Annotated in this window: 15 protein-coding genes and 1 pseudogene; 14 read left to right on the plus strand and 2 right to left on the minus strand. The window is 37.5% G+C overall.

Features of this window, described 5'->3' with window-relative positions; genetic code table 11:
- Nucleotides 1-2 precede the first annotated feature (2 nt).
- From F6K06_RS03415 to F6K06_RS03430, 4 genes and pseudogenes are all read left to right on the plus strand, one after another.
- Complete coding sequence (locus F6K06_RS03415) at nucleotides 3-824, plus strand: tetratricopeptide repeat protein (protein WP_192901031.1); 822 nt, start codon at nucleotides 3-5, stop codon at nucleotides 822-824.
- A gap of 1,315 nt (nucleotides 825-2,139) precedes the next feature.
- Nucleotides 2,140-5,028, plus strand: coding sequence for an AAA-like domain-containing protein (locus F6K06_RS03420; protein ID WP_287242212.1), 2,889 nt, complete (start codon nucleotides 2,140-2,142; stop codon nucleotides 5,026-5,028).
- 947 nt (nucleotides 5,029-5,975) lie between these two features.
- Entirely contained in the window at nucleotides 5,976-6,677 is a 702-nt protein-coding gene (locus tag F6K06_RS03425) for a hypothetical protein (protein WP_124143022.1), read from the plus strand.
- Nucleotides 6,678-6,925: 248 nt separating this feature from the next.
- A pseudogene (locus F6K06_RS03430) lies at nucleotides 6,926-7,156 on the plus strand (RNA-dependent DNA polymerase); the annotation flags it as partial.
- Here the strand turns inward: F6K06_RS03430 and F6K06_RS03435 are convergent.
- Nucleotides 7,156-7,377, minus strand: a complete 222-nt coding sequence (locus tag F6K06_RS03435) for a hypothetical protein (protein ID WP_124154333.1) — start codon at nucleotides 7,375-7,377, stop codon at nucleotides 7,156-7,158. The pseudogene F6K06_RS03430 and the gene F6K06_RS03435 overlap by 1 nt on opposite strands.
- A 365-nt stretch (nucleotides 7,378-7,742) precedes the next feature.
- Between F6K06_RS03435 and F6K06_RS03440 the strand changes: the two genes are divergently transcribed.
- The 3 genes from F6K06_RS03440 to F6K06_RS03450 all read left to right on the plus strand — a co-directional run bounded on the left by F6K06_RS03440 (nucleotide 7,743) and on the right by F6K06_RS03450 (nucleotide 10,323).
- Nucleotides 7,743-8,066: a hypothetical protein gene (locus F6K06_RS03440; protein WP_287242208.1), complete on the plus strand. Its 324-nt coding sequence runs from the start codon at nucleotides 7,743-7,745 to the stop codon at nucleotides 8,064-8,066.
- On the plus strand, nucleotides 7,964-8,788 hold the full coding sequence (locus F6K06_RS03445; RefSeq protein ID WP_287242205.1) for a heparan-alpha-glucosaminide N-acetyltransferase domain-containing protein: 825 nt from the start codon (nucleotides 7,964-7,966) through the stop codon (nucleotides 8,786-8,788). Before F6K06_RS03440 ends, F6K06_RS03445 begins: the two co-directional genes overlap by 103 nt.
- A 461-nt stretch (nucleotides 8,789-9,249) precedes the next feature.
- Nucleotides 9,250-10,323, plus strand: a complete 1,074-nt coding sequence (locus F6K06_RS03450) for a YheT family hydrolase (RefSeq protein ID WP_287242202.1) — start codon at nucleotides 9,250-9,252, stop codon at nucleotides 10,321-10,323.
- A 408-nt stretch (nucleotides 10,324-10,731) separates the two neighbouring features.
- On the opposite strand, the gene F6K06_RS03455 is transcribed toward F6K06_RS03450, so the two are convergent.
- On the minus strand, nucleotides 10,732-13,329 hold the full coding sequence (locus F6K06_RS03455; protein ID WP_287242200.1) for a DUF4347 domain-containing protein: 2,598 nt from the start codon (nucleotides 13,327-13,329) through the stop codon (nucleotides 10,732-10,734).
- 1,127 nt (nucleotides 13,330-14,456) lie between these two features.
- Here F6K06_RS03455 and F6K06_RS03460 point away from each other — a divergent pair.
- The 7 genes from F6K06_RS03460 to F6K06_RS03490 all read left to right on the plus strand — a co-directional run bounded on the left by F6K06_RS03460 (nucleotide 14,457) and on the right by F6K06_RS03490 (nucleotide 23,331).
- Entirely contained in the window at nucleotides 14,457-14,957 is a 501-nt protein-coding gene (locus tag F6K06_RS03460) for a DUF2231 domain-containing protein (RefSeq protein ID WP_124143025.1), read from the plus strand.
- Entirely contained in the window at nucleotides 14,954-15,559 is a 606-nt protein-coding gene (locus tag F6K06_RS03465; protein WP_124143026.1) for a DUF2231 domain-containing protein, read from the plus strand. The genes F6K06_RS03460 and F6K06_RS03465 overlap by 4 nt, the downstream gene beginning before the upstream one ends.
- 367 nt (nucleotides 15,560-15,926) lie before the next feature.
- Nucleotides 15,927-16,832 carry a cytochrome c oxidase subunit II gene (locus tag F6K06_RS03470; protein ID WP_124154334.1) on the plus strand — a complete coding sequence of 302 codons (906 nt, stop codon included), beginning with the start codon at nucleotides 15,927-15,929 and terminating at the stop codon, nucleotides 16,830-16,832.
- A gap of 35 nt (nucleotides 16,833-16,867) precedes the next feature.
- A complete protein-coding gene (locus tag F6K06_RS03475; RefSeq protein WP_124143028.1) occupies nucleotides 16,868-18,544 on the plus strand; it encodes an AMP-binding protein in 1,677 nt (558 codons plus the stop codon).
- 36 nt (nucleotides 18,545-18,580) lie between these two features.
- Complete coding sequence (gene ctaD, locus F6K06_RS03480; RefSeq protein ID WP_124143029.1) at nucleotides 18,581-20,275, plus strand: cytochrome c oxidase subunit I; 1,695 nt, start codon at nucleotides 18,581-18,583, stop codon at nucleotides 20,273-20,275.
- 248 nt (nucleotides 20,276-20,523) lie between these two features.
- Nucleotides 20,524-21,138, plus strand: a complete 615-nt coding sequence (locus tag F6K06_RS03485) for a heme-copper oxidase subunit III (protein WP_124143030.1) — start codon at nucleotides 20,524-20,526, stop codon at nucleotides 21,136-21,138.
- Nucleotides 21,139-21,813: 675 nt separating this feature from the next.
- The gene (locus F6K06_RS03490; RefSeq protein ID WP_124146581.1) at nucleotides 21,814-23,331 is read left to right on the plus strand and encodes a GMC oxidoreductase; all 1,518 of its coding nucleotides are present in this window, start codon (nucleotides 21,814-21,816) and stop codon (nucleotides 23,329-23,331) included.
- The last annotated feature ends 125 nt before the right edge of the window (nucleotides 23,332-23,456 follow it).

Consider the following 23,456-nt stretch of genomic DNA (forward strand, 5'->3'; position numbering starts at 1 on the left):
CGATGCTGGGACAAGCATTAGTTCCTCACATACTACAGCTAAACTCAGCTCAATTGGAACAAACGGGTTTAAGTTTAGCTGAGGAAGCTGTACAGTTAGCAAGATTTCAACAATTTGAGTTAGCTTTATCAAGAGCTGAATTGGCCACTGAGTTAGCCCCAAATAGTCAACAGACCTGGGCACTATTAGGCAGTCTTTACATTCAAGCTGAAGAGTTAGAAGAAGGTATTACAGCTCTAGAACAAGCTCAAGAACTCGATCCAAGTAATGCTGATATTCGATTTATTCTTGGTAGAGCTTACTTTCAAAAAGCTGAGTATGGAGAAGCTATCAAGCAGTTAAGAGCAGGTTTGAAGTTCAAACCAGATAGTCCTGGTGCTTTATTCGATCTAGGTAATGCTTATTACAAACGTGGTAAGTTTAAAAGAGCGATCGATCAATATGAAGAAGCTTATTCCCTCGAAAAAAATCTATGGCCTGCAATTAATAATATTGGCTTAGTTGAGTACGAGATGGGAAATGTGGATGATGCGATCAGAAAATGGCGTGAAGCTATCTCTTTAGATAGTAAGGCAGCAGAACCACTTCTAGCGCTATCAGTAGCTCTTTATACTAAAGGGGATAAACAACAAGGTTTTGCTATGGGAGAAAAAGCTCTACAACTAGATAGTAGATATGCAGATATTGATTATCTTGACCAAAACTTGTGGGGAAAACGCTTGCTGGAGGATGCAAAAAGGTTTTTCGCAACTCCGCGTATTCAGGAAACCTTAGCTCAAATAGAAGACTTACCTCCCTCGTCTCCATCTCAGGTATCTCCATGATATAGGGTCATCTTCAATATTTAACTGTTGCAGAAACCTCACGCCATTATCAAGTAGCTAATCGTAAAATAGCTAGATGTCGAGAGTATTTTTTGCACAAGCTATCCTGCGCGGCAGTCCCTACAATGGGAAGATATCCCACAATAGGCTGCCTTAAAATAGTCAATGAAAACGATAATTATCGGAATGTTCGATGGAACATCCCTGCTTTGTATTTGAGGAGTGTTGTTCTTTTCAAGATTTTTCAAAATTATAGCGGTTTTCATTAACATAGAATACATCTGTCAGGTCTGTAACTTATTAAACTTAAAACATACTTATATTTTGTCTATAGTCTACCTTTGTGAAAATCGCTATAAGTATTCGCGATTATTTTTTTCACTTAAGATGGAGATATTGCTAGCAATTTTTCTACACTTCAAATAAAAGTAGCTTCAGCATCCATCAATTCTTTATTTTTCTCAAAAATTAACATTGCTGGTTTATCTTGGTCTGTCAGCTTCTGATAATAATTAAGAATACAAAACCAATGTTCAAACTTGACATCCTCTCCGGCCTGAAAGCGCGGATATTTCTAATGTTCAGGTAAAGTTTCTACTACAAAACTTAAGAAATACCTATTAGTGGGACTTACACACAATAAAGCCAGAAAATAGGCTCAAATATAGATGGGCAGAGGCTTTTACGTCAAAAATGCATAAATCCTTAATTACCAAGGGTTCTAGGCATTTTTAGGGCATTGATGTAATTTCCTTATCTAGACTGACACGAGCGCCATTTTTCGACCTAAAAATTTTTAAGTCCCATTATAGAAGCCATTTGGTATCTTTGTGGGCGATTCAGCTTTTTGCGAGGACTCAGGAGTCAGGAGAACCGAGTCAGGAGGTGGAGGGAATGAATATGGGAAAAAGGTAGAAAAATACTCCCCAGCTCCCTGTCTCCCAACCTCCCCATCTACCCATCTATTTTGAAAGGGGAAAAAGGTAGAAAAATGCTCCCATCTCCCCATCTCTTTTTAAATAGCTCTCAAATGGGTTCTATAAATTGATGGGGGGATAGTCAGGAATTAGACCTCTGGTAAAAGTATGAAAAGTTGGTTTCAATCATACTATCCGGCGATCGCTAACTCGATCTATAAAAAAATATTTTCACCTCTTTCAAACTCTCGATAATTTGTGACAAATTGGAAAAATGTAGGTTGCTCAAACCACTTTAGTGATAAATAATATTTTTTCAGATCAATTAAAGTTGGTATAATTGCTAAAACCTCGAAAATATAAAAATTTTATTTTTTTTCCTTCTGTCAAAATAAGCTATGACAAATTATCAATATCAAGTTGGTGGATGTTTGCCAATTGATTCTCCTACCTATATTAAACGTCAAGCAGATTTAGAATTATATCGTGGATTAAAAGCAGGAGAATTTTGTTATGTTCTTAATTCTCGACAGATGGGTAAGTCTAGTTTGCGAATACAAACTATGGAAATTTTACAAACGGAAGGAATTATTTGTGCTGGTATCGATTTAAGTGCAATTGGTAATTTAGACATTACTCCCGAACAGTGGTATGCAAGTGTAATTGACAGTATTATTAGTAGTTTGGATTTATACGATCGCTTCGATTTAACAAGTTGGTGGTTTGAGCATAATAATTTATCTTATGGGCAGCGTTTTAGCAAATTTATTCAATCGATTATTCTCAAGTTAATTTCCCGAAATATTATAATTTTTATTGATGAAATTGATAGTACCCTTAGTTTAAAATTTCAAGTAGATGATTTTTTTAGGGTGATTCGCTCTTGTTACGACAAAAGAGGGCAAAATCAGGAATATAAACGTTTAACTTTTTCTTTTTTTGGTGTAGCTACTCCTGCTGATCTAATTAGAGATAAAATTGGGAGTCCTTTTAACATTGGTCGTGGAATAGAATTAACTGGTTTTAGTTTTAAAGAAGCTCAACCTTTAGTAACAGGATTAGCTACAAAATATAATAATCATCAACAAATATTACAAGCAATATTAAATTGGACTGGGGGGCAACCTTTTCTGACTCAGAAGCTATGCCAACTCATCCTAAAATCTGAGTCTTTTATTCCCCTTGGTAGGGAGAAAGAATGGGTAGAAAATTTTGTCCGAAGCATGATAATAGATAATTGGGAAAGTCAGGATGAACCACAACATTTACGGACTATTCGCGATCGCCTCTTATTAAGTAATCAACGTCAGAAGTTATTATTGTTATATCAAAAAATTTTGCAGACAAAAGGAGTAAAAGTTAATCAAAGTCCTGAACAATTAGAATTAAGATTAACTGGGTTAGTTATTCATAACCGAGGTAAATTAAAGGTTTATAATCGCATTTATGAAGCAATTTTTAATCTAAATTGGATAAATAATGTTTTGCCAGAAGCGGGAATAGTAAAAGATAGTAAATATCTGCGAAATTCGGATACTAACTTATTAATAAATCGGCAGGAATATCGAAATAGTCAGATATTGTTGAACAAGGTAAAAAATTATTGGGTTAAAGGTGTTTTAGAAACTTCCTTGCACGGCAAAGTATTAATTGAACTAGGATTAGAAGAACGAAAAAATGCAGTAAATCGTCCTTGGGGTTTACTATGGTCAGACTTAGAAAATCCCCAGCAAAAATTACCGCCTGGTACTCGAATTATTGATAAATTTGATGAATTAGGCGCGGGGCGAACTTTATTAATTTTGGGTGAACCTGGTTCTGGCAAAACGACAACTTTATTAGAATTAGCACGAGATTTAATTAATAGAACTGAAGCTGATTTAACTCAACCAATACCTGTTGTTTTTAACTTGTCTTCTTGGGAAGGTAAAAAACAAGCGATCGCTGATTGGTTAGTTATAGAATTACATACTAAATATCAAGTTTATCAACAAATTGGTAAAACTTGGATAAAAGAACAAAGGTTACTTTTACTACTTGATGGTTTAGATGAAGTTAGTAGAGAAAAACGAGAAGATTGTGTAGATGCTTTGAATAAATTATGTCAAGAATACGGGCAGACAGAAATAGTAGTTTGTAGCCGGATTCGTGATTATGAAGCCCTTTCAAGTCAGTTAAAATTTCAAGCAGCTATTTATTTACAGCCCTTAAGTTTAGAGCAAATTCAAGAATATTTAAAAAATGCAGGTTCAGAATTAGCAGCAGTAAGAAAAGCATTAGAATCTGATGTTAAATTGCAAGAATTTTCCCGGTCTCCTTTGATTTTAAGTATTATCAGTTTAGCTTATCAAGGAATATCAATTGAAGAATTAACTGGTCGTAGTAATACTGAATTGAGAAAACATTTATTTAATGCTTATATTGAGCGAATGTTTAAGCGTCGTTCAGTTAATATTCCCTATTCTCAAGAGAAAGTCAAAAGATGGCTAAGTTGGTTAGCAAAGCAAATGGTTAGAGAATCAGAAACCGTATTTTTAATTGAACGAATGCAGCCCTATTGGCTACGCAATAAAATTTATATTATTGGTTATATTATTATTCTTTTGACAATAATTTTCTTCTTGTTTTGGAATGTATTTCATGAATTTTTAGATTTGTCTGAAATAGTGTGGGTTGTAACATTTCATTGTGTATACTTTTGGCGTTTTTTTGGATTTAAAACTATTCAAACAGTCACTAATTTAAAATGGTTAGGAAAATATACTATCAACCGAGTAATTATTGGCATAACTGGAGGAATAATTTCTGGTCTATTATTTATGATATTATCAGGAGCTATCTTCAAGCATAATTTCTATATTACTACGGTTAGAGGAGCAATATTTGGATTAAGCTTAGGAATAATTCTAGGAATAGTTCGTGGTATGACAGGTCCGGGAATAGAAGAAGTTACAATTCCCAATCAAGGAATTTTACTGTCAACTAAAAATTCTTTAATCTTTGGTTTAATTGCAGCTATATTAATGAGTTTATCTGCTAAATTATTAGACTTATCCTTCATAGTATGGGGTCAATATGGGTTGATTTTCGGATTAGCTGTGGGAGGGGGAGAAGCTTGTGTTAAACATTTTATTTTACGAGTTATTTTATATTTTAATGGTTATATTCCTTGGAATTATGCTCGTTTTCTTGACTATGCAACCCAGTTAATATTTTTACAAAAAGTAGGAGGTGGCTATATTTTTATTCATCGATTATTGTTAGAACATTTTGCCAGAATGCTATGAAGAAAGTTTGAGGTTTTAGGGCTTAGGTTTTAGGGGTTAGACGAAAATACTAAATTATTAAATAAGGAATTAAGATTCAATGTTTGTAGTGCGGGTATCTTGCCCGCGACTGGTGTACTAAAGTGGAATCTGCTGTATCAAATAAGGAATTAAGATTTAATAAAACATAGAATTATAGAGAGCAAAGCCTAAAAAATATATTTGATGAAAAAGATAATTTACAACATCAAAAATGCTATTAAATCTATTCCCGTGTGACTCCTGAATTCTGTTTGCGGAGCATTCCGTAGGAAATTATAAGAAATACCCTAGTGCAAGATGGTGGAAATAACTAACCAGTTACAAAATCATAAAACAATTACAAATTAAAAATGATTAACTTTTAACTTCCGCGTAGCGACACTAGCTATTTGTAGCAAACATTTATCAATTTAGTATTATACCAATTTGAAAAAAGAATGCTATATTTAAGTAATACTTCAATTATTAAGTAATTAACACAGACTAAATATTTTTTTTGATAATTATTAGCCAGTTATTATTAATTATTCTTATTTTTACCGAAAAATAAGGTCTAAAGCCTCCTTTAAAGGGGATGAAAAAGCGCTAGAGGGATGGGGAAGAAACCTGCGCCATATCCAATCTACCAAGAGAAAATCAAGTTCAATATTTTAAGCCTCTGACTTTCCTGCGGAATGCTGCGCAAACAGGTAGAGAGGTACTGATAACTGATAACTGAAATGACCTCTCCCCTACTCCCCCGCTCAAGAAAATCTAGCAAACATTTATCAGTTTAGTATTATATCAAATTTGGTAGGAATTTTGAGATTTAATTCAGAATACTGCAAGGCAAAAAAAAATCTGTAGCTAAAATTGCTATTCAGACAAAAAAAATTAGTTATCTTATAGAAAAGTAAACTTATAACGAAGACAGTACGTTAATCATAATGCTGACACAAATAGTTCGCCCCATGGTTCGGACCCAGGTTCGGTTATTAGCAAACTGTCACTCAACCCGTCTAACATTAATTCATACAATTGCTAAATGGCTAGGTTTTTTGGGAGTAAAAGCAGAAGTAATCGAACTTAATGCTAATCTAGACAAAAAAATAACTATTTCCTTAACTGTAGAAAAACCAGAATCTTGCGATAACCAAGATTGGCAAAAAATTGTCGATGGTATTAATATAGAAAAACCTCAAAATAGTTCCCAAGAAATAACTGCAACCGAACCGATCCAAATAATGACAGCCAAGCAACAAGGAAAACTGCAAAGGTTGATAGCTTATCTTATTCAAGCAGGGGAACCAAATCAGAAAATTAAATGGGAAGAAATATGTCCTAATTTACAACAATTGGGATTAGATGAAAATATGTTAGACGGAATTCGTTCTGCGATTAGAGTACCTCAATCTATTGATTTATTAGTTGAAGAATTAGAGCCAGATGTAGCAGCGATCGCTCTTCCTTTAGCGATGAATATTGCTCTTTTTGATCGGCAAGTCAACTCATCTGAAGATTATGCTTTAAATTCATTATTACAGGTAATGAAACAACCTACAAAACCTACAATTGTAGAGAAAAATGTAGAGAAAAATTTTTTCAGGCATAAGCTATATTGGCTAATAACTTCAGTTATTCCTAGATAATGGTACTTACAGCGCTTTTCAGATTGGTGAACCACACATTCAAAACAATAATACTTGTAGGGACGTTCCATGGAACGTCCCTACTGTGGTCGATTCAAATAAAAACTGCTGTAGACATTTTTTTGGCTAGTTTATAGCCGAAAAAATGTCTAGGCAGGGGAAAGACGTCAAATCCATAAAATTGGCTAAAACCCTTATCAATACTGGATTTATACCCTTTTTACCTAAAATCTATCTTTAGAGTCTAGATACCAAAACCAGGAAAGGATGAAAAACGACCGCTGGGAATTCCAACAATGTACGATCATGCATTACAAGTCCTGGTGAAATTAGGTATGGAAGCAGAATGGGAGGGACGTTTTGAACCTAATAGCTATGGTCTTTTCCGGTGGCCAACGCATGATGCCATAGCAGCCATCTATGCCAGCATCAACAAAAAATCTAAATATGTGCTAGATGCTGACATATCCAATGGGTTCTATAAAGCGTTTTGGCATAGTGGCGTTCGTGGAGCGTGGTGGAGCGCCGTATCGCTCTTTTTTTCTTCAACTTGATTATACACTAACGATGCAACCAGACATGATATAATTCGCGATCGCTCTTCAGATGTAAAATACACTTCAAATATTGAAATTGTTGCCAATGGTGTTATCTTGTGGAAAGGAAAATATTGTAAAAATGTTGGTTGTTTGAATAGCAACTAATTTATCACGCTCACCGATGGAAAAATCTAATATAAACCAGCTAGTCTTAATCGCAAATAATCAAACTCCAGACCGCATTCCACGAATAATATCAATAGACCTTTTGCGTGGACTCGTCTCGTAATGGTGCTAATGACATTAGACCATGTACGAGGATTTTTTTCCAATGCCGACTTTAATCCTTTAGACCTTACTCAGTCAAATATTCCTCTGTTTTTGACACGATGGGTGACTCATCTTTGCGCGCCTACATTAGACTTGTCGCTTTATAACTTAAAAATTCCCCAAAAACCTTGTTCTGTAAGGATTGTAGCTATTGGATAGCAAAAATGCTGGGAATTATTGCTCTGTCTAGGTTAGAGTGATTTTTTCCCTTTATTTAGCGACAACTCTATTCATTTTTTTAGCAGGAATTAGTGCTTATCTCTCTCTCAAACGTGGCAAAACTAAACAACAACTTTCTCGGTTTTTGTTGCTCCGAGGACTGTGGTTAGTATTTCTAGATTTAACAGTAGTACGTTTGAGCTGGAGGTTTGACTTGAATTTCACTTTTTCTGCTGCCGGAGTATTGTGGGCGATCGGATGGTCGATGATTTTCTTAGCAGCAGCGATCTATCTTCCTACTCGGACAATTGCTGCGATAGAACTCCGTTCCGCTCCGCTAGCGCGATCGCAATTTTCCTGATAGTCGGACATAATCTTTTTGATAACGTACAAGCAGAACAATTAGGAAATATTGGTTGGATTTGGACAATACTTCACGAGCAAAAAATGATTGAACCAATTTCTGGGTTTCGCTTGTTTATCCTCTATCCTCTGATTCCTTGGATCGGAGTAATGGCATTAGGTTATGCTTTCGGAACACTGTTTGAAATGGAAAAAGAACGGCGACTTCAGCTATTAATAAACATCGGTTTAAGTACGATTGCTGCTTTTATCATTATCCGAGCAACTAATATTTATGGCGACCCCAATCCTTGGTCAATCCAGTCTAACTTTCCTAATACCTTACTATCCTTTATCAATTGTCATAAATATCCGCCTTCTCTACTCTATTTACTAATTACACTCGGTCTAGCAATATTATTACTTTATTGTTTGGAAAAAACAAAAATACGTTATTTTAAACCATTAATTATATTAGGGCAACAACCATTATTTTTCTATGTTATCCACATCTACTTAATTCATCTAACCGCTATTTTATTTGCCTTGTCTAGATATGGTATAGAACCTTTTACTTTCTCCCAAGTAGGCATCAATTGGAAACCAAAAGAATTTGGGTATGATTTACCAATTGTTTATCTAATTTGGTTGTTAATAACCTTCCTTTTATACATTATCTGTGACTGGTTTGCTAAGTATAAGAAAAAGCATCGAGGCAAGTGGTGGTTAAATTACTTATAAATTATAAAGACCAGTTATATCATGTCCGGATAATTAGTGATGAAAAAAACTATCCTGTCACTTGCAGAGCAAATCTCTATATTTTCCCTATTCCCTATTCCCTATTCCCTACTCCCTACTCCCTACTCCCTACTCCCTGATTTATAAGTATTCAAACGGACATGATATTATACCAATTAAAAAAAAAGAATGTTACGAATAGTAAGAGAAATAAAAAGACAGGTGCAGGATATTCCCTTTGACAAAAAAGATGATTTCCGACCTGAAAAATGCTATTGAAGCCATTCATTCTGACTCCTGACTCCTGACTCCTGACTCCTTACGAAATATCCTAGCTATTTGTAGCAAACACTTATCAATTTGGTATTATTGACCGAAAAATTCTGGATTATAAAATTTCATCGCCAACTGATATACTATCTAATCAACAAATTTAAGTTTTATCAGATTAAAATTTATCTATGGGTTATCCTTCTTATACTCCTCCGTGGTTCCTGAAAAATGGTTTAGCAATGACCCTTTATGCAGCCTTTTGGATACCCCGTTTTTGGGAAGAAACTACTACATTTCCGAAGCTTTCTTACCAAGAGAAAATTTTTATGGGAGCAAATAATGTGCCAATTTTTGGCTGGATGGCTATTCCAGAAAACCCAAAAGGTACAATTATTGGGACTTATGGAATTACAGGAGAGTTAGATAATCAATGGTTCTTAAAACTATTAGGACGCAAAGCTTATGCTCAAGGTTATGCCATTATTTTATTTGATTGGCGTGCCCATGGCAAGACAGCATTATTATCACAAGCTCTAACTTCAGATGGCATTTATGAAGGGCAGGATTTTGTTCATATTGCTGCTCAAGCAAAAGCAATGGGTTGTCCGCCTAATTTTTGGTTTACTGCATATTCTTTCGGAGGGCAACTAGCACTTTGGGGTGCAAAATTAGCAGAAAGTTTGGCTCCAGAATTAGGGTTAGCAGAAACAGATATTGGTGGCTGTGCAGTTATTTGCCCCAGTCTAGAAGCTCAACGTTCTCTGTCTTATTTAGATAGTTCTCCTTTAGGAAGATACTTAGATAAAGGAATTACTAAAAACCTCAAAAAATTAGTTCGGTTAATTCATGAACATCATCCAGATTTTATCGATCCAGAGGCAATAGAACGAGCAGATTGTATGTGGAAATTTCATGAAGAATTTATTATTGAAAAGTTAGGATTTTCATCAGTAGAAGCTTACTATAAAGCAACAAGTCCTCTATATTTTTTGCCTCATTTAAAAAAACGAACATTGATTATTTATGCTGAAGATGACCCCATGTTTGACCCAACAATTGGAGCAGATTTAAAAACTGCTTGTGAGAGTAATTCTGCCATTGATTTAATGTTAACTCGTTATGGTGGTCATGTAGCTCATGTTAGCAGTAAATCTTGTCAAGTTCATGCTCAAGATCCTGATGTTTGGTGGGCATTGAATCGAGTTTTTGAGTGGATTAAACAAAATGAAATGTCAACATTAACTACTTCAGTTACTGCTTAAATTAATCATTTGGAATTGGGTTATAATCCTAATTCCTGATATGTAAGCATTTCCTCCGGAATGCTGCGCAAACAGCTATTAGCAGTCAGCTCTTCCTGCGGAATGCTTACCCTGATATTAATTAGGGTTTACTGATTAAATCTAAAAGCACTGACATATAAAGGTTTTAGCATTTTTGGGTTGAAAAAAGTACCAGCTTTTCAGTGGCAAGAGCTGCAAAAAGCTAGTATTTTGGGATGGTTATGGCAGAAAAATTGAGGGACAATTTTTCCGACTACCTCCTCTATAATTCCCATTTCTCCTGTCTCCTGTCTCCTGTCTCCTGTCTCCTACCCTCACTCATAAGACTTTTTCAGCAAATCCTAATTAGTTGCTCATTTTGTAGCAATATTTAGCCAATTAATTTTACTACCTAATTTGAAAATTATTCGCTTCCAGAGAAGCATCATTATTCAAAACGGCAAATTGAGCACCATCTCCTAAACCAGATTCACTACCATTAGGATTATAAAATAATGCGCCACTGGCAGAATTATAAACAATAAAAGCACCATTAGTGGCAACAGCATCATCACTTTCAACTATGGCAAAGTCTGTTTCCACACTGAAACCTTCACCTGCATCACTCTCTAAAGCAGTGAATGTTTTTTTGTCTAACAAAATCAAGTCTCGTTGTACATCAAAATCTGTGATTGTATCTATACCTATTGTAGGGGTTTCAAACTCTTGGTTAGTGTTGAAAATGAAGCGGTCAATGCTTGCTCCACCGGTGAGAGTGTCGTTGCCTGCACCTCCATTGAGGCGATCGCGACCAATACCTCCTGTTAAAATATCGTCGCCATTGCCACCGAGTAAGATATCAAACCCAGGGCGACCTTCGAGAGTGTCATTGCCGTCGTTACCACGCAACAGGTCATTGCCTCTACCACCAATGATTTGGTCTGCACCACTACCACCATTAACAGTATCGTCACCACCTCCAGCTTTGAGAATGTCATTGCCGTCGTTACCATTAACACGATTATTTGCTATATTGTCTGTGATGGTATTATCTAGGCTATTACCTGTACCATTAATTGCATCGTTGCCTGTGAGATTGAGATTTTCTAAGTTATCTCCTAGAGTGTAAGTGATAGAGGAGTTGACAGTATCATTACCTGCATCGGCTAATTCTGTGACGGTATCTTCTGAGTTATCTACCACATAATAGTCATTCCCCGGCCCACCAATCATCATGTCTATTCCTGAGCCGCCATCGAGTTGATCGTCGCCAGCACCACCTATGAGGGAGTCGTTGTCAGTATTGCCTAGAAGAGTGTCATTTCCCCCTGCACCGTCAATAGTATCATTGCCTGCTAATCCATCTATCAATTCGTTTCTGGAGGTGCCAGAGAGATTATCGTCTTCTGGAGTGCCAGGAGGTCCGGTAGTATTGAGTAGTATTGAGACAACATCATGGGAATTAGTCATAACTAAGTCGAGATAGTCATCTCCATTGAATTCCCCTACTGCTATTGACCCTGGATAACCTCCTGTTGCAAAAGTAGTAGGATTGGCAAAAGAGCCATCTCCATTTCCTAATAACACTGACACATCATTGGAGAAACCATGAGTTGTGGCTAAGTCGAGATTGCCATCTCTATTGAATTCTCCTACTGCTATTGAGGTTGGGTCATATCCTGTCTCAAAATTAGTACGAGCAGCAAAAGAGCCATCTCCATTTCCTAATAACACTGACACATCAAATTCATTAGTCACAGCTAAGTCGAGATTGCCATCTCCATTAAATTCTCCTACTGCTATTGACAGTGGGAAATCTCCTACCTCAAAATTAGTAGGAGCAGTAAAAGAGCCATCTCCATTTCCTAATAACACTGACACATCAGCGAAGAAATAATTGGCCACAGCTAAGTCGAGATTGTCATCTCCATTAAATTCTCCTACTGCTATTGACAGTGGGAAATCTCCTACCTCAAAATTAGTAGGAGCAGTAAAAGAGCCATCTCCATTTCCTAATAACACTGACACATCAGCGAAGAAATAATTGGCCACAGCTAAGTCGAGATTGTCATCTCCATTAAATTCTCCTACTGTTATTGAGCGTAGTTCATCTCCTAACTCAAAATTAGTAGGAGCAGCAAAAGAGCCATCTCCATTTCCTAATAATACTGAAATAACTGAGACACTACCACTCAAAGAAATATAGTTAGCTGTAGCTAAGTCAAGATTGCCATCTCCATTGAATTCCCCTACTGCTATTGACAATGGGTTATCTCCCACTGCAAAATTAGTAGCAGCAGCAAAAGAGCCATCTCCATTTCCTAATAATACTGACACATCATCGGATAAAACATTAGCTGTAGCTAAGTCGAGATTGCCATCTCCATTGAACTCCCCTACTGCTATTGACAATGGGTTATCTCCCACTGCAAAATTAGTAGGCTCGCTAAAGGAAACTGCAAACACCCCCGAATACTCCTGAATAACTTCTGGCAAAAACGCCAACCCATAATTAACTTGACCTATCTGAATTTCTAACTGCCAACTGCCACCTTTAGCAATATTTCCCACCCGATGCGCCGATGCTGCAATATTCGCTCCTGTTAACTCGTGGAGAGAATTGAGAAATTGGCGATCGCCACCGACATTACAGCCATAAAGCAAAATCTCCTCAACTGCCCATTCTTGCAGTAACCCTCTATATTGATAAATATTCTCCTGACTCACAGGAGTTTTACCCAAGTACAAAATACCATCAGCACCGTGACAAACTACATGAAGACTGGTAGCTAGTTCATCTGATAAAGCTCCTGTAATTTGTTCAATGCCATCTTTTCTCACATCCAGCACCACCACTTTTGTCTCTGGATAAGTTCCTGAAACCAACTGCTGATAATTATCCACACGGCGGTCAATAATTACTAACGTCTGTTTTGTTTTTTTTGGTGCAGTTATTTCCCTAACTGTTGTTGTGAAGTTTGTATCGTCTTTTCTCGTAAAAATCATTACTAATCCTCCCAAAAATGTAGTTATTTACTGGGCAGAGTAACTCAATTTTAGATTCTTAATTTTAGATAAATTATAGCATTCCGATTGTGGAGAAAGTTTGTCTTCGTTACATATATTCTCAAATTTCGCTCACTTCCCAACTTGATTAGAGAAAACTTCTTAAGGAAATTATTAATTTGAAGAAGGAGTCAGGAGTCAGGAGTCAGGAGAATGGGGTCGATGGGGATTCTCACCCCACCAACCGCATTTGCACCGTGTAGACGGTGGGGTATTAAACCCATAAGGGATAAAGATTAATATTAATCATTAATTATTGCTCTGCTGATTAAATCTAAAAGCATTGACATATTATAAAGACAAGTGTTTTTTTGGGAACGAAAAAAGTGCGCCTGTTTCAGTCAAAAACGCTCAAAAAGTCAGTATTTTAGGCGCATAGTTGGGCAGAACAATCTTGGGACAATTCTTATTTCTACCTCCTCGCTCATTCACATTTCTCCTATCTCCTGTCTCCTGTCTCTTACCCCTACTAAAATACTTTTTCAGCTAATCTCAATTATAGCATAAAAAAATCTGGAAAGCAAGACTGATTTAGCGTGAAAAACATTAAATTGTTCTGTAAATTTAGTTACAGGATTTGAGTCAGATTGAAAATATCATAATATTAAATTTTAATTAAATATCTAGCTTTTGTAGAGTTGAGGTCGATTATTGCTAATACAAAATCCGACTTATAATCCCCTCTAATTAAATACCTATAATCTTTTGAAATTAAGCTATATAGTCATTACAGAAAAGATATGTAATTTTAAGGATTGTCAGACCTATAGATTATAAGATTTTTTACCTTTTCAGAATAAAAATAGTTTAGTTAATTATGACAAACCGTAAAATCTGAAAAAAAAATTATGTTGTCTTGACTACATTACTTTTTCACTTTGATTAAAGAAAAAAAATGAGTATGTTTTGAGAAAAACTGTGAGAATTGATACGGTAAAAAATAGACAGATTTTATAAATTCAGTTAGAAAGTTGTAAGAAAAAATTGATGAAAATATTTGCCTGTAGTAACTCGTAAAATTTACATTTTTTTCAAGCATATCTACTTATCTACTGAAGGAGAAGACTATGTGGGAGTATCTACCACCATTAAACGATCATTACTTACCCTATCCAGATACAATACATCCCATCGTTGTCCACTTCGTAATAGCGATGGTATTATTTGCTTTTGTATGCGATCTTATTGGTTATTTTACTCGTAATTACCGTTTATATGAAGTAAGCTGGTGGAATATGTTTTTCGCCACAATTTCTATTTTTATCGCCATAATATTTGGTCAGTTTGAAGCTGGTCTGGCACAACCCTACGAAGTAGTCCAACCAGTCCTAAATTTACATACCTTGATTGGTTGGTCTCTATCAGGAATCATTGCTGCACTTACTGGTTGGCGGTATGTGATTCGTTCAAATAATACAGAAAAACTGCCGATGCCATATCTGGGATTGGGGTTGGTGCTAGTAGGTATAGTTTTCTTCCAGGTATATCTTGGGGATAAACTGGTTTGGGTATATGGGTTACATACAGTGCCAGTAGTAGAAGCGATCGAGGAGGGAATTTTACAATGAACCCAGAATTAATAGATAGTTTGAGTTCTCAATTAGGAGCAAATGGTCTCCCATACAGCATCCCAATTCATCCTAATTTAGTTCATCTGACTTTAGGTTTGTTTATTATGGGGATCGCCTTTGATATCGTGGGTATACTCTTTCCTCTACAAAAACCAGTCTTTAAACTTTTAGCAATATCCACTACTCGTTCTAATTTTTTTGATGTAGGTTGGTACAATATGCTAGCTTCATCAATAATTACATTTTTCACGGTAGCAGCAGGTTTTTATGAAATCATGCTAGCGAGACCATCCGCAGAGCTAAAAAGTGCCTGGGGGTTGGGAGCTATGGATACTATGCTCTGGCACGGTGTTGGTGGTGTGTTCCTGTTGGCCTTCATTGTGGGTATGACAATCTGGAGAGGATTTCAACGCTATATCTGGTCTAAGGACAAACTCCAACAAGTGCAGTGGAGCTATTTAGCAGTGGGTTTATTCATCATGTTTCTGATGTATGTTCACGGGACTCTGGGAGCACAGTTAGCTGCTGAATTTGGAGTACATAATACTGCTGATGCGTTGCTAAAAATAGGCGAAAATCCCAACCAAGTGCTTAAGTAGGGTTTGCGCTCAAAAGTCTTTTAGTAGGGGTAGGAGACAGGAGACAGGAGACAGGAGGAACGGGAAATTTATACGAGGTAGGATTCAACAATTAATAATTAATAATTAACAATTACCTCTCCTGTAATAGGATTGACGCTTAAGGAAATTTTTCTTTTTATCCCCTTTTCAGGGGAGGCTTTAAATCACAATTTTTCGGTAAGAATTGTAAGAATGATTTTTCTGCCCAACTATGCGCCTAAAATACAAGCCATGCATGAGCATCAAGAGCTGAAAACCAGGCACTTTTTTCGACCCCAAAAAGGCACTTGTCTTTATATGTTAATGCTTTTAGATTTCCCTAAGTAATTTAGTAGGGTATTTTGATATGAAAATCAGGACTATTTTGACATTGGGAGCGATCGCTCTCGTTTTAACTGCTGTTAGTATTTGGGTTGGACGACTATCCTATTCATGGTTACCACCTCAAGCAGCAGCAGAATCTATATTAATTGATGACCTATTTAGTTTTCTCGTCACCCTTGGTACATTCATCTTTCTGGGGGTAACTGGAACTCTAATGTATTCAGTTCTATTCCAACGTGCTGCTAAATATGACTACAGCGACGGACCCCACATTGAAGGCAACGTCACCCTAGAAGTTGTCTGGACAGCAATTCCTATTTTTCTCGTATTTTGGATTGCTGCTTATAGCTACAATATTTACCAACAAATGGGAATTCAGGGACCGATGGAATTAGTACATCTGCATACACCATTAGAAATGGAATCAGCAATTGCAGACCCACTAAAACCTGTAACTGAACCTGTAGAAGAAATTGAAGTTATTGCCAAACAATGGTCTTGGGTATTTAGATATCCAGAAAATGGCGTTACTAGCACTGAACTACATTTACCAGCAAATAAGCGAGTACGGGTAGCATTAAATTCAGAAGATGTGCTGCATGGATTTTATATTCCAGCATTCCGACTGAAGCAAGACATTATTCCCAACCATTCAATAAATTTTGAATTTACTCCCATTCGTGTTGGGAAATATAGTCTAACTGACTCCCAATATAGCGGTACATATTTTGCCACTATGCAAGCAGATGTAGTAGTTGAATCTGCTAAAGATTATCAAAGCTGGCTGGCCACAGCAGCAAATACCGAACTGTCTCCCGCAGCAAATCAGGCAACCACTGAATATATGGAAAAATCAACAGCACCAGTGGAAGCAGGTTGGCCTACTGTTAAACCCGCTGCACCTCCTGTTGTTAATTATCATAGTTGAGAGGGAGGTAAGGGAAGAGATAAAAATATAGCTCTATGAAAAAAATTTACCCCGTAATATCGGGAAACAGCCCAACTATTCTTGCTGAAATTTTACAAACAGCAGCCAAAACAGACCAAAAAATTGTTTATATCCAACCGGATAAATCAGAAAAAACCCAAACCTATAAAGACTTACTTTTAGAAGCTCAACAGATTCTGTCAGGCTTGAGAAAATTTGGATTAAAACCACAAGAAAAGGTGGTTTTTCAAATTGAATCTTATCAAGACTTTATCAGTAGTTTCTGGGGGTGCGTCCTTGGTGGTTTTGTTCCAGTTCCAGTTAGGAGTATTAACTATACACCTGAACAAATCAACAAAACTACTAGCAGACTTGCCCATACCTTACAGATGCTAGAGCAGCCATTGTTGTTGACAGATGTCGTATTTGCTGAACAAATTCCTCAGATTCCAGAACTATCGCAGGTGGGAAAGTTTCCAGTGCTGACAGTTGAGGAATTGTGCGGGAATGAACCTGATACTAACTGGCATTCTAGTCAACCGGATGATGTGGCAGTCATGATGTTTACTTCTGGGAGTACAGGTATACCAAAAGGAGTGGTACTGAGTCACAGAAACCTGCTGAGTCAAACAATGGGTTCAGTCCAAATGAATGGTTTTACCAGGAAAGATATTAGCTTGAATTGGGTTCCAATCGATCATGTAGGAGGACTGGTATATTTCCACATTCGAGATGTTTATTTAGGCAGCAAACAGATTCATTTTCCTTTTGAATTATTTTTGCAAGAACCGCTAATTTGGCTAGATTTAATCGATCGGTTTAAAGTGAATATTGCCTTCGGCCCAAATTTTGCATACAGTTTAATCAATGACTGTGCTGAAACTATCTCAAAACGACAATGGGATTTATCGTCGATCAAATTTTTCTTAAACGCAGCGGAACCTATTGTGACAAAAACAGCACGGCGTTTTTTGCAGTTGTTAGCACCCCACGGATTAGCTCCTACGGTGATGTGTCCTTCTTGGGGGATGGCAGAAGTTTCTTCTGGTGTGACTTTCTCCCATAATTTTTCCCTGGATTCCACCACAGATTATGATTTGTTTGTGGAAGTTGGGTCGCCAATTCCTGGAGTTGATTTGCGAATTGTCGAGGATCAAAATCAGGTTGTTTCAGAGGGGGAAATTGGCGGATTACAAGTTAAAGGGTTAACTGTAATGTCTGGGTATTATCAAAATCCCGAAGCAAACCAAAACGCCTTCACTCAGGATGGATGGTTCAATACTGGAGATTTGGGGTTTCTCCAGGATGGGCGTTTAACTATTACGGGACGGCAGAAAGATTTGATTATTATTTGTGGTACTAACTATTATTGCCATGATCTTGAAGCAGTCGTAGAAGAAATTGCAGGTATTGAAGTCTCTTATACTGCTGCTTGTGCAGTTAGAGAATCAGAGGACAATACTGATAAGTTGGCAATCTTTTTCAGTGCGACTGACACTGAGGATAATTCCTTACAAGTCCTGATGCAGAAAATTCGGGATAAGATTGTGGAAAAGATTGGCGTGAGTCCAAATTACTTGATTCCGGTTTCTAAAGAAACAATTCCCAAAACAGCGATCGGTAAAATTCAGCGCCAGGAATTAAGAAAAAGATTTGAGGCGGGTAAATTTAATGGGATATTGACTGAAGTTACACTTCAGAAATGGCAGTAGATTTTTATTTGCAGATATCAAGGAAAAAAATATTTTATGAAAGAAATAACAATTGACGGCATCAGTGATGTCACGGAAAAACCAGAACACGAACAACCGCCTAACTGGCGACGATATTTCAGCTTTAGCACCGACCACAAAGTTATCGGTATTCAATATCTAGTTACCTCTTTCCTATTTTTCCTAGTAGGTGGAATATTCGCCATGGTAATTCGTGGCGAACTGATGACACCAGAATCAGACCTTGTAGACCGCACCATTTATAACGGAATGTTCACCATGCACGGCACGATCATGCTGTTTCTGTGGACATTCCCATCTTTAGTTGGTCTGGCAAACTATCTCGTACCCATAATGATTGGGGCGCGAGACATGGCATTTCCTCGTCTAAATGCTGCTGCATTTTGGATGGTGCCAGTAGTTGGCGTCCTGATGATAGCTAGTTTCTTTGTTCCCGGTGGTCCCGCACAGTCAGGTTGGTGGGCCTATCCTCCAGTAAGTATACAAAATCCCACGGGTAATTTAATCAACGGTCAGGTACTATGGATTCTTGCCGTTGCCATTTCTGGTGTTTCCTCCATTATGGGGGCAGTTAATTTTGTCACAACTATTGTGAGAATGCGAGCGCCTGGTATGACATTTTTCCGGATGCCAGCTTTTGTTTGGACAGTATTTGCTGCTCAGATTATTCAATTGTTCGGACTGCCAGCACTAACAGCAGGTGCAGTGATGTTACTATTTGATATCACAATGGGAACTGGATTTTTTAATCCTGCCAACGGAGGAAACCCGGTTCTCTTCCAGCACTTTTTCTGGTTTTACTCCCACCCCGCAGTTTATGTGATTATTTTGCCTATCTTCGGCATTTTTTCTGAAATATTCCCAGTCTACAGTCGCAAACCACTATTCGGGTACAAAGTGGTGGTAATTTCATCAATGCTGATCGCTGGGGTAAGTGGTTTAGTTTGGGTACACCATATGTATGCGAGTGGTACTCCTCCCTGGATGCGGATGATTTTTATGCTTTCAACTATGTGTGTTTCTGTACCTACTGGAATTAAGGTATTTGCCTGGGTGGCGACTATTTGGGGTGGAAAAATTAGACTGAATACTCCCATGCTATTTGCTTTGGGTGGGTTGATCATGTTTGTGTTTGCTGGTATTACTGGCATTATGCTCTCTGCTGTTCCGGTAGATATTCACGTTAACAATACCTATTTCGTTGTCGGTCACTTCCACTACGTTCTCTATGGTACGGTAACAATGGGAATGTATGCTGCTATTTACCATTGGTTCCCTAAAATGACTGGGAAAATGTATTATGAAGGTTTGGGACAGTTGCACTTTTGGCTGTCATTCATCGGTACTAACCTCAACTTTTTACCCATGCACCCATTAGGTTTACAGGGAATGTTGCGCCGAGTTTCTTCTTATGCACCTGAGTATGAATTTTGGAATTTGGTTGCAAGTCTGGGAGCATTTTTATTAGGAATGTCTACTTTACCATTCATTTTAAATATTGTCAGTTCCTGGATACAAGGTAAGGAAGCACCTGCTAACCCTTGGCGAGCGATCGGTTTAGAGTGGATGATTTCTTCTCCACCAGATGTGGAGAATTTTGAAGAAATTCCGATAATTATTGCTGAACCCTACGGTTATGGTAAGTCGGAACCTTTGACTTCTAATGACCCCAATGGACATCATGCAGAAGTTCCCGAACCTGTTAATTAATTAGGTGGTAGTAGTAGGTTGGGTTAAGCGAAAGCGCAACCCAACAAAAATATTTGTCTGTAATATAGCAGTCGTCTAGGAGATTCTCGCTCCTCTCAAATTTAGTCCAGTAGGTTGGGTTAAGCGAAAGCGCAACCCAACAAAAATATCTGTCTGTAATATGCATCTGTTGGGTTGAGGGACCCCTCAACCCAACCTACGGCAACTATAGCGAGGATAAAACCAGTAAATTAAAGGAGAATTAAAACATGGATAGTTCGATCGCATCAGAACAACTACAGGAACCTTTGCATTCAGCAGTTGCCGAACATACCCACGATGAAGAAGGTAATAGTATGTTCGGGTTTATCGTTTTCCTACTTTCAGAAAGCGTAATTTTCTTGAGTTTCTTTGTCGGATACATCGTCTACAAAACGAGTGCCACCAACTGGTTGCCAGAAGGTATTTCTGGTTTGGAAATTAGAGAACCTGCAATTAATACAGTAGTTTTGGTTTCTAGTAGTTTCGTTATATATTTTGCCGAAAAAGCTTTAGAACGTCATGATTTGACTTGGTTTCGCATATTTCTGTTTGCTACAATGGCAATGGGAACTTACTTTGTAGTAGGTCAAGGAATTGAATGGAATAGTCTAGAATTTGGTTTCACAACGGGAGTATTCGGTGGAACTTTCTATCTGTTGACTGGTTTTCACGGTCTGCACGTTATGACAGGTATTTTGTTGCAGGGTATTATGTTGGGCCGTTCTTTCATTCCTGGTAACTATGATAACGGTCACTTTGGCATTAATGCTACTTCTTTATTTTGGCATTTCGTTGATGTAATTTGGATTATTTTGTTTATCCTCATTTATATTTGGCAGTGAAATAATTAGGAATTCAGGAGTCAGGAGTCAGGAGTCAGGAGTCAGAATAAATTTTGTAGCGGTCTGTCTACAAGATTTGAAAATGTTGGTAGTGTGAGCGTCTCGCTCACGCATAGATTCTGAAAATGAGAGAATTTTCCACATACCAAAATCTGAAAATGGGAGAATTTTGAATATAGGAGCAAGATGCTCCCACTACCAAAATCTGAAAATGGGGTGATTTGAATATAGGAGCAAGATGCTCCCACTACCAAAATCTAAAAATGGGAGAATTTTTAATATGGGAGCAAGATGCTTCCACTACCAAAATCTGAAAATAGGAGAATTTTTAATATAGGAGCAAGACGCTTCCACTACCAAAATCTGAAAATAGGAGAATTTTTAATATGGGAGCAAGACGCTTCCACTACCAAAATCTGAAAATAGGAGAATTTTTAATATGGGAGCAAGATGCTTCCACTACCAAAATCTGAAAATAGGAGAATTTTTAATATGGGAGCAAGATGCTCCCACTACCAAAATCTGAAAATAGGAGAATTTTTAATATGGGAGCAAGATGCTCCCACTACCCAAAAATTAAATATTGATAGTTTAAGTTGAATTCTCATTCCATTAATTCTGACTCCTATATACTTATTCAATACATCTCAAAAAAATTATTAAAGGAAAAATAAAATGATTATTGACGACCAACATTATGATGTAATTATTGTCGGTACAGGTGCAGGAGGAGGAACTTTAGCCTCTAAACTTGCTAGTACCGGAAAAAAAATACTCATCTTAGAAAGGGGTGATTTCATGCCCCTAGAAATTCAAAATAGAGCTAACGTTGATATCTTCAAAAAAGAACTTTATCGTGCCCCCGAAAATTGGTATGACAACGCAGGCGAACCCTTTTCTCCTCAGACAAATTATGCCGTAGGTGGCAATACCAAAATCTATGGTGCTGCTCTCATTAGGATGCGAGAAAAAGACTTTGAAACAGTAAAACATCAAGAAGGAATTTCTCCAGAATGGTGTCTCAAATACAAAGACTTTGAACCATATTACACTGAAGCAGAAAAACTTTATAAAGTTCACGGTCAAGTTAGCAAAGACCCAACCGAACCTACCCACAGTGCAGAATATCCTTATCCCGCAGTTGACCACGATCCAGAAATTAAAAAAGTTGTCGATGCGATCGCCGGGCAAGGTTTACATCCAGAAACTTTACCATTAACTCTTACCCGCGAAGAGGAAGACCCCACTGGAGACTCGGAAGTCTTCGGTATTGCACCACTGCTAGACTCTCCTAACATTACTATTAAAGCTAATGCAAAAGTAGTCTGTTTACTCACCAACTCATCGAGTAACACAGTTAAAGCAGTAGAAGTAGAAATTGGCAAACAATCATTTCTATTTTTTGCCGATATTGTCGTACTTGCTTGTGGAGCAGTAAATTCAGCAGCATTACTATTACGTTCTGCTAATGAAAAACATCCAGATGGTTTAGCAAACAGTTCCGGACAAGTGGGACGCAACCTGATGAAACATCTGATGACTGCCGTAGTGCAACCTAGTCCTAAACCAAACTCTGGGAACTTTCTCAGAAGTGTGAGTGTGAATGATTTTTATTGGGGGGATGAGAATTTTGCCTATCCCATGGGTCACATAGAAAATACAGGTGGTCTGCTGCAAGATATTACTTTTGCTGAGTCTCCACCCATTTTATCTGTGTTAGCAAAAGCGATGCCAGGGTTTGGGTTGAAGCAGTTAGCATTACGTTCCATTGGTTGGTGGTTGCATTCGGAAATAGTACCAGACCCCAATAACCGAGTTGAAGTCAAAGGGGATAAACTGTTTTTCCATTACACTCCCAATAACTGGGAAGCACACGATCGCCTAGTACATCGTTGGATGGATGTATTGAAGTTGGTAGACAAAGAGGTAGGAAATTCTGTCTTGAAGCGCGGCAGCATTTATCCCCGTGGGGAAGTTCCCATTGAGGTTGTAGCAAACCAATGTGGTACTTGTCGGTTTGGGGAAGACCCGAAAACATCAGTTTTGGATATTAACTGTCGTACCCACGATGTGGATAATTTATATGTTGTGGATAGCAGTTTTTTCCCATCAAGTTCGGCAGTGACTCCTGCATTGACAATTATTGCTAATGCTTTGCGGGTAGGGGAACATTTGAAGGAAAGATTACAGTAATAGTCGTGCATTGTCATTATTTTTTTGACGAAGCATAACAGTGGGAGCATCTTGCTCCCGTGTAATATCATGTTCCCCCTCCGGGGGAACTACGCTAACGGTTGAATACTTATAAATGACTGTTG

It is taken from the genome of Okeania sp. SIO1H4, assembly GCF_010672695.1.
Taxonomy (GTDB): domain Bacteria; phylum Cyanobacteriota; class Cyanobacteriia; order Cyanobacteriales; family Microcoleaceae; genus Okeania; species Okeania hirsuta.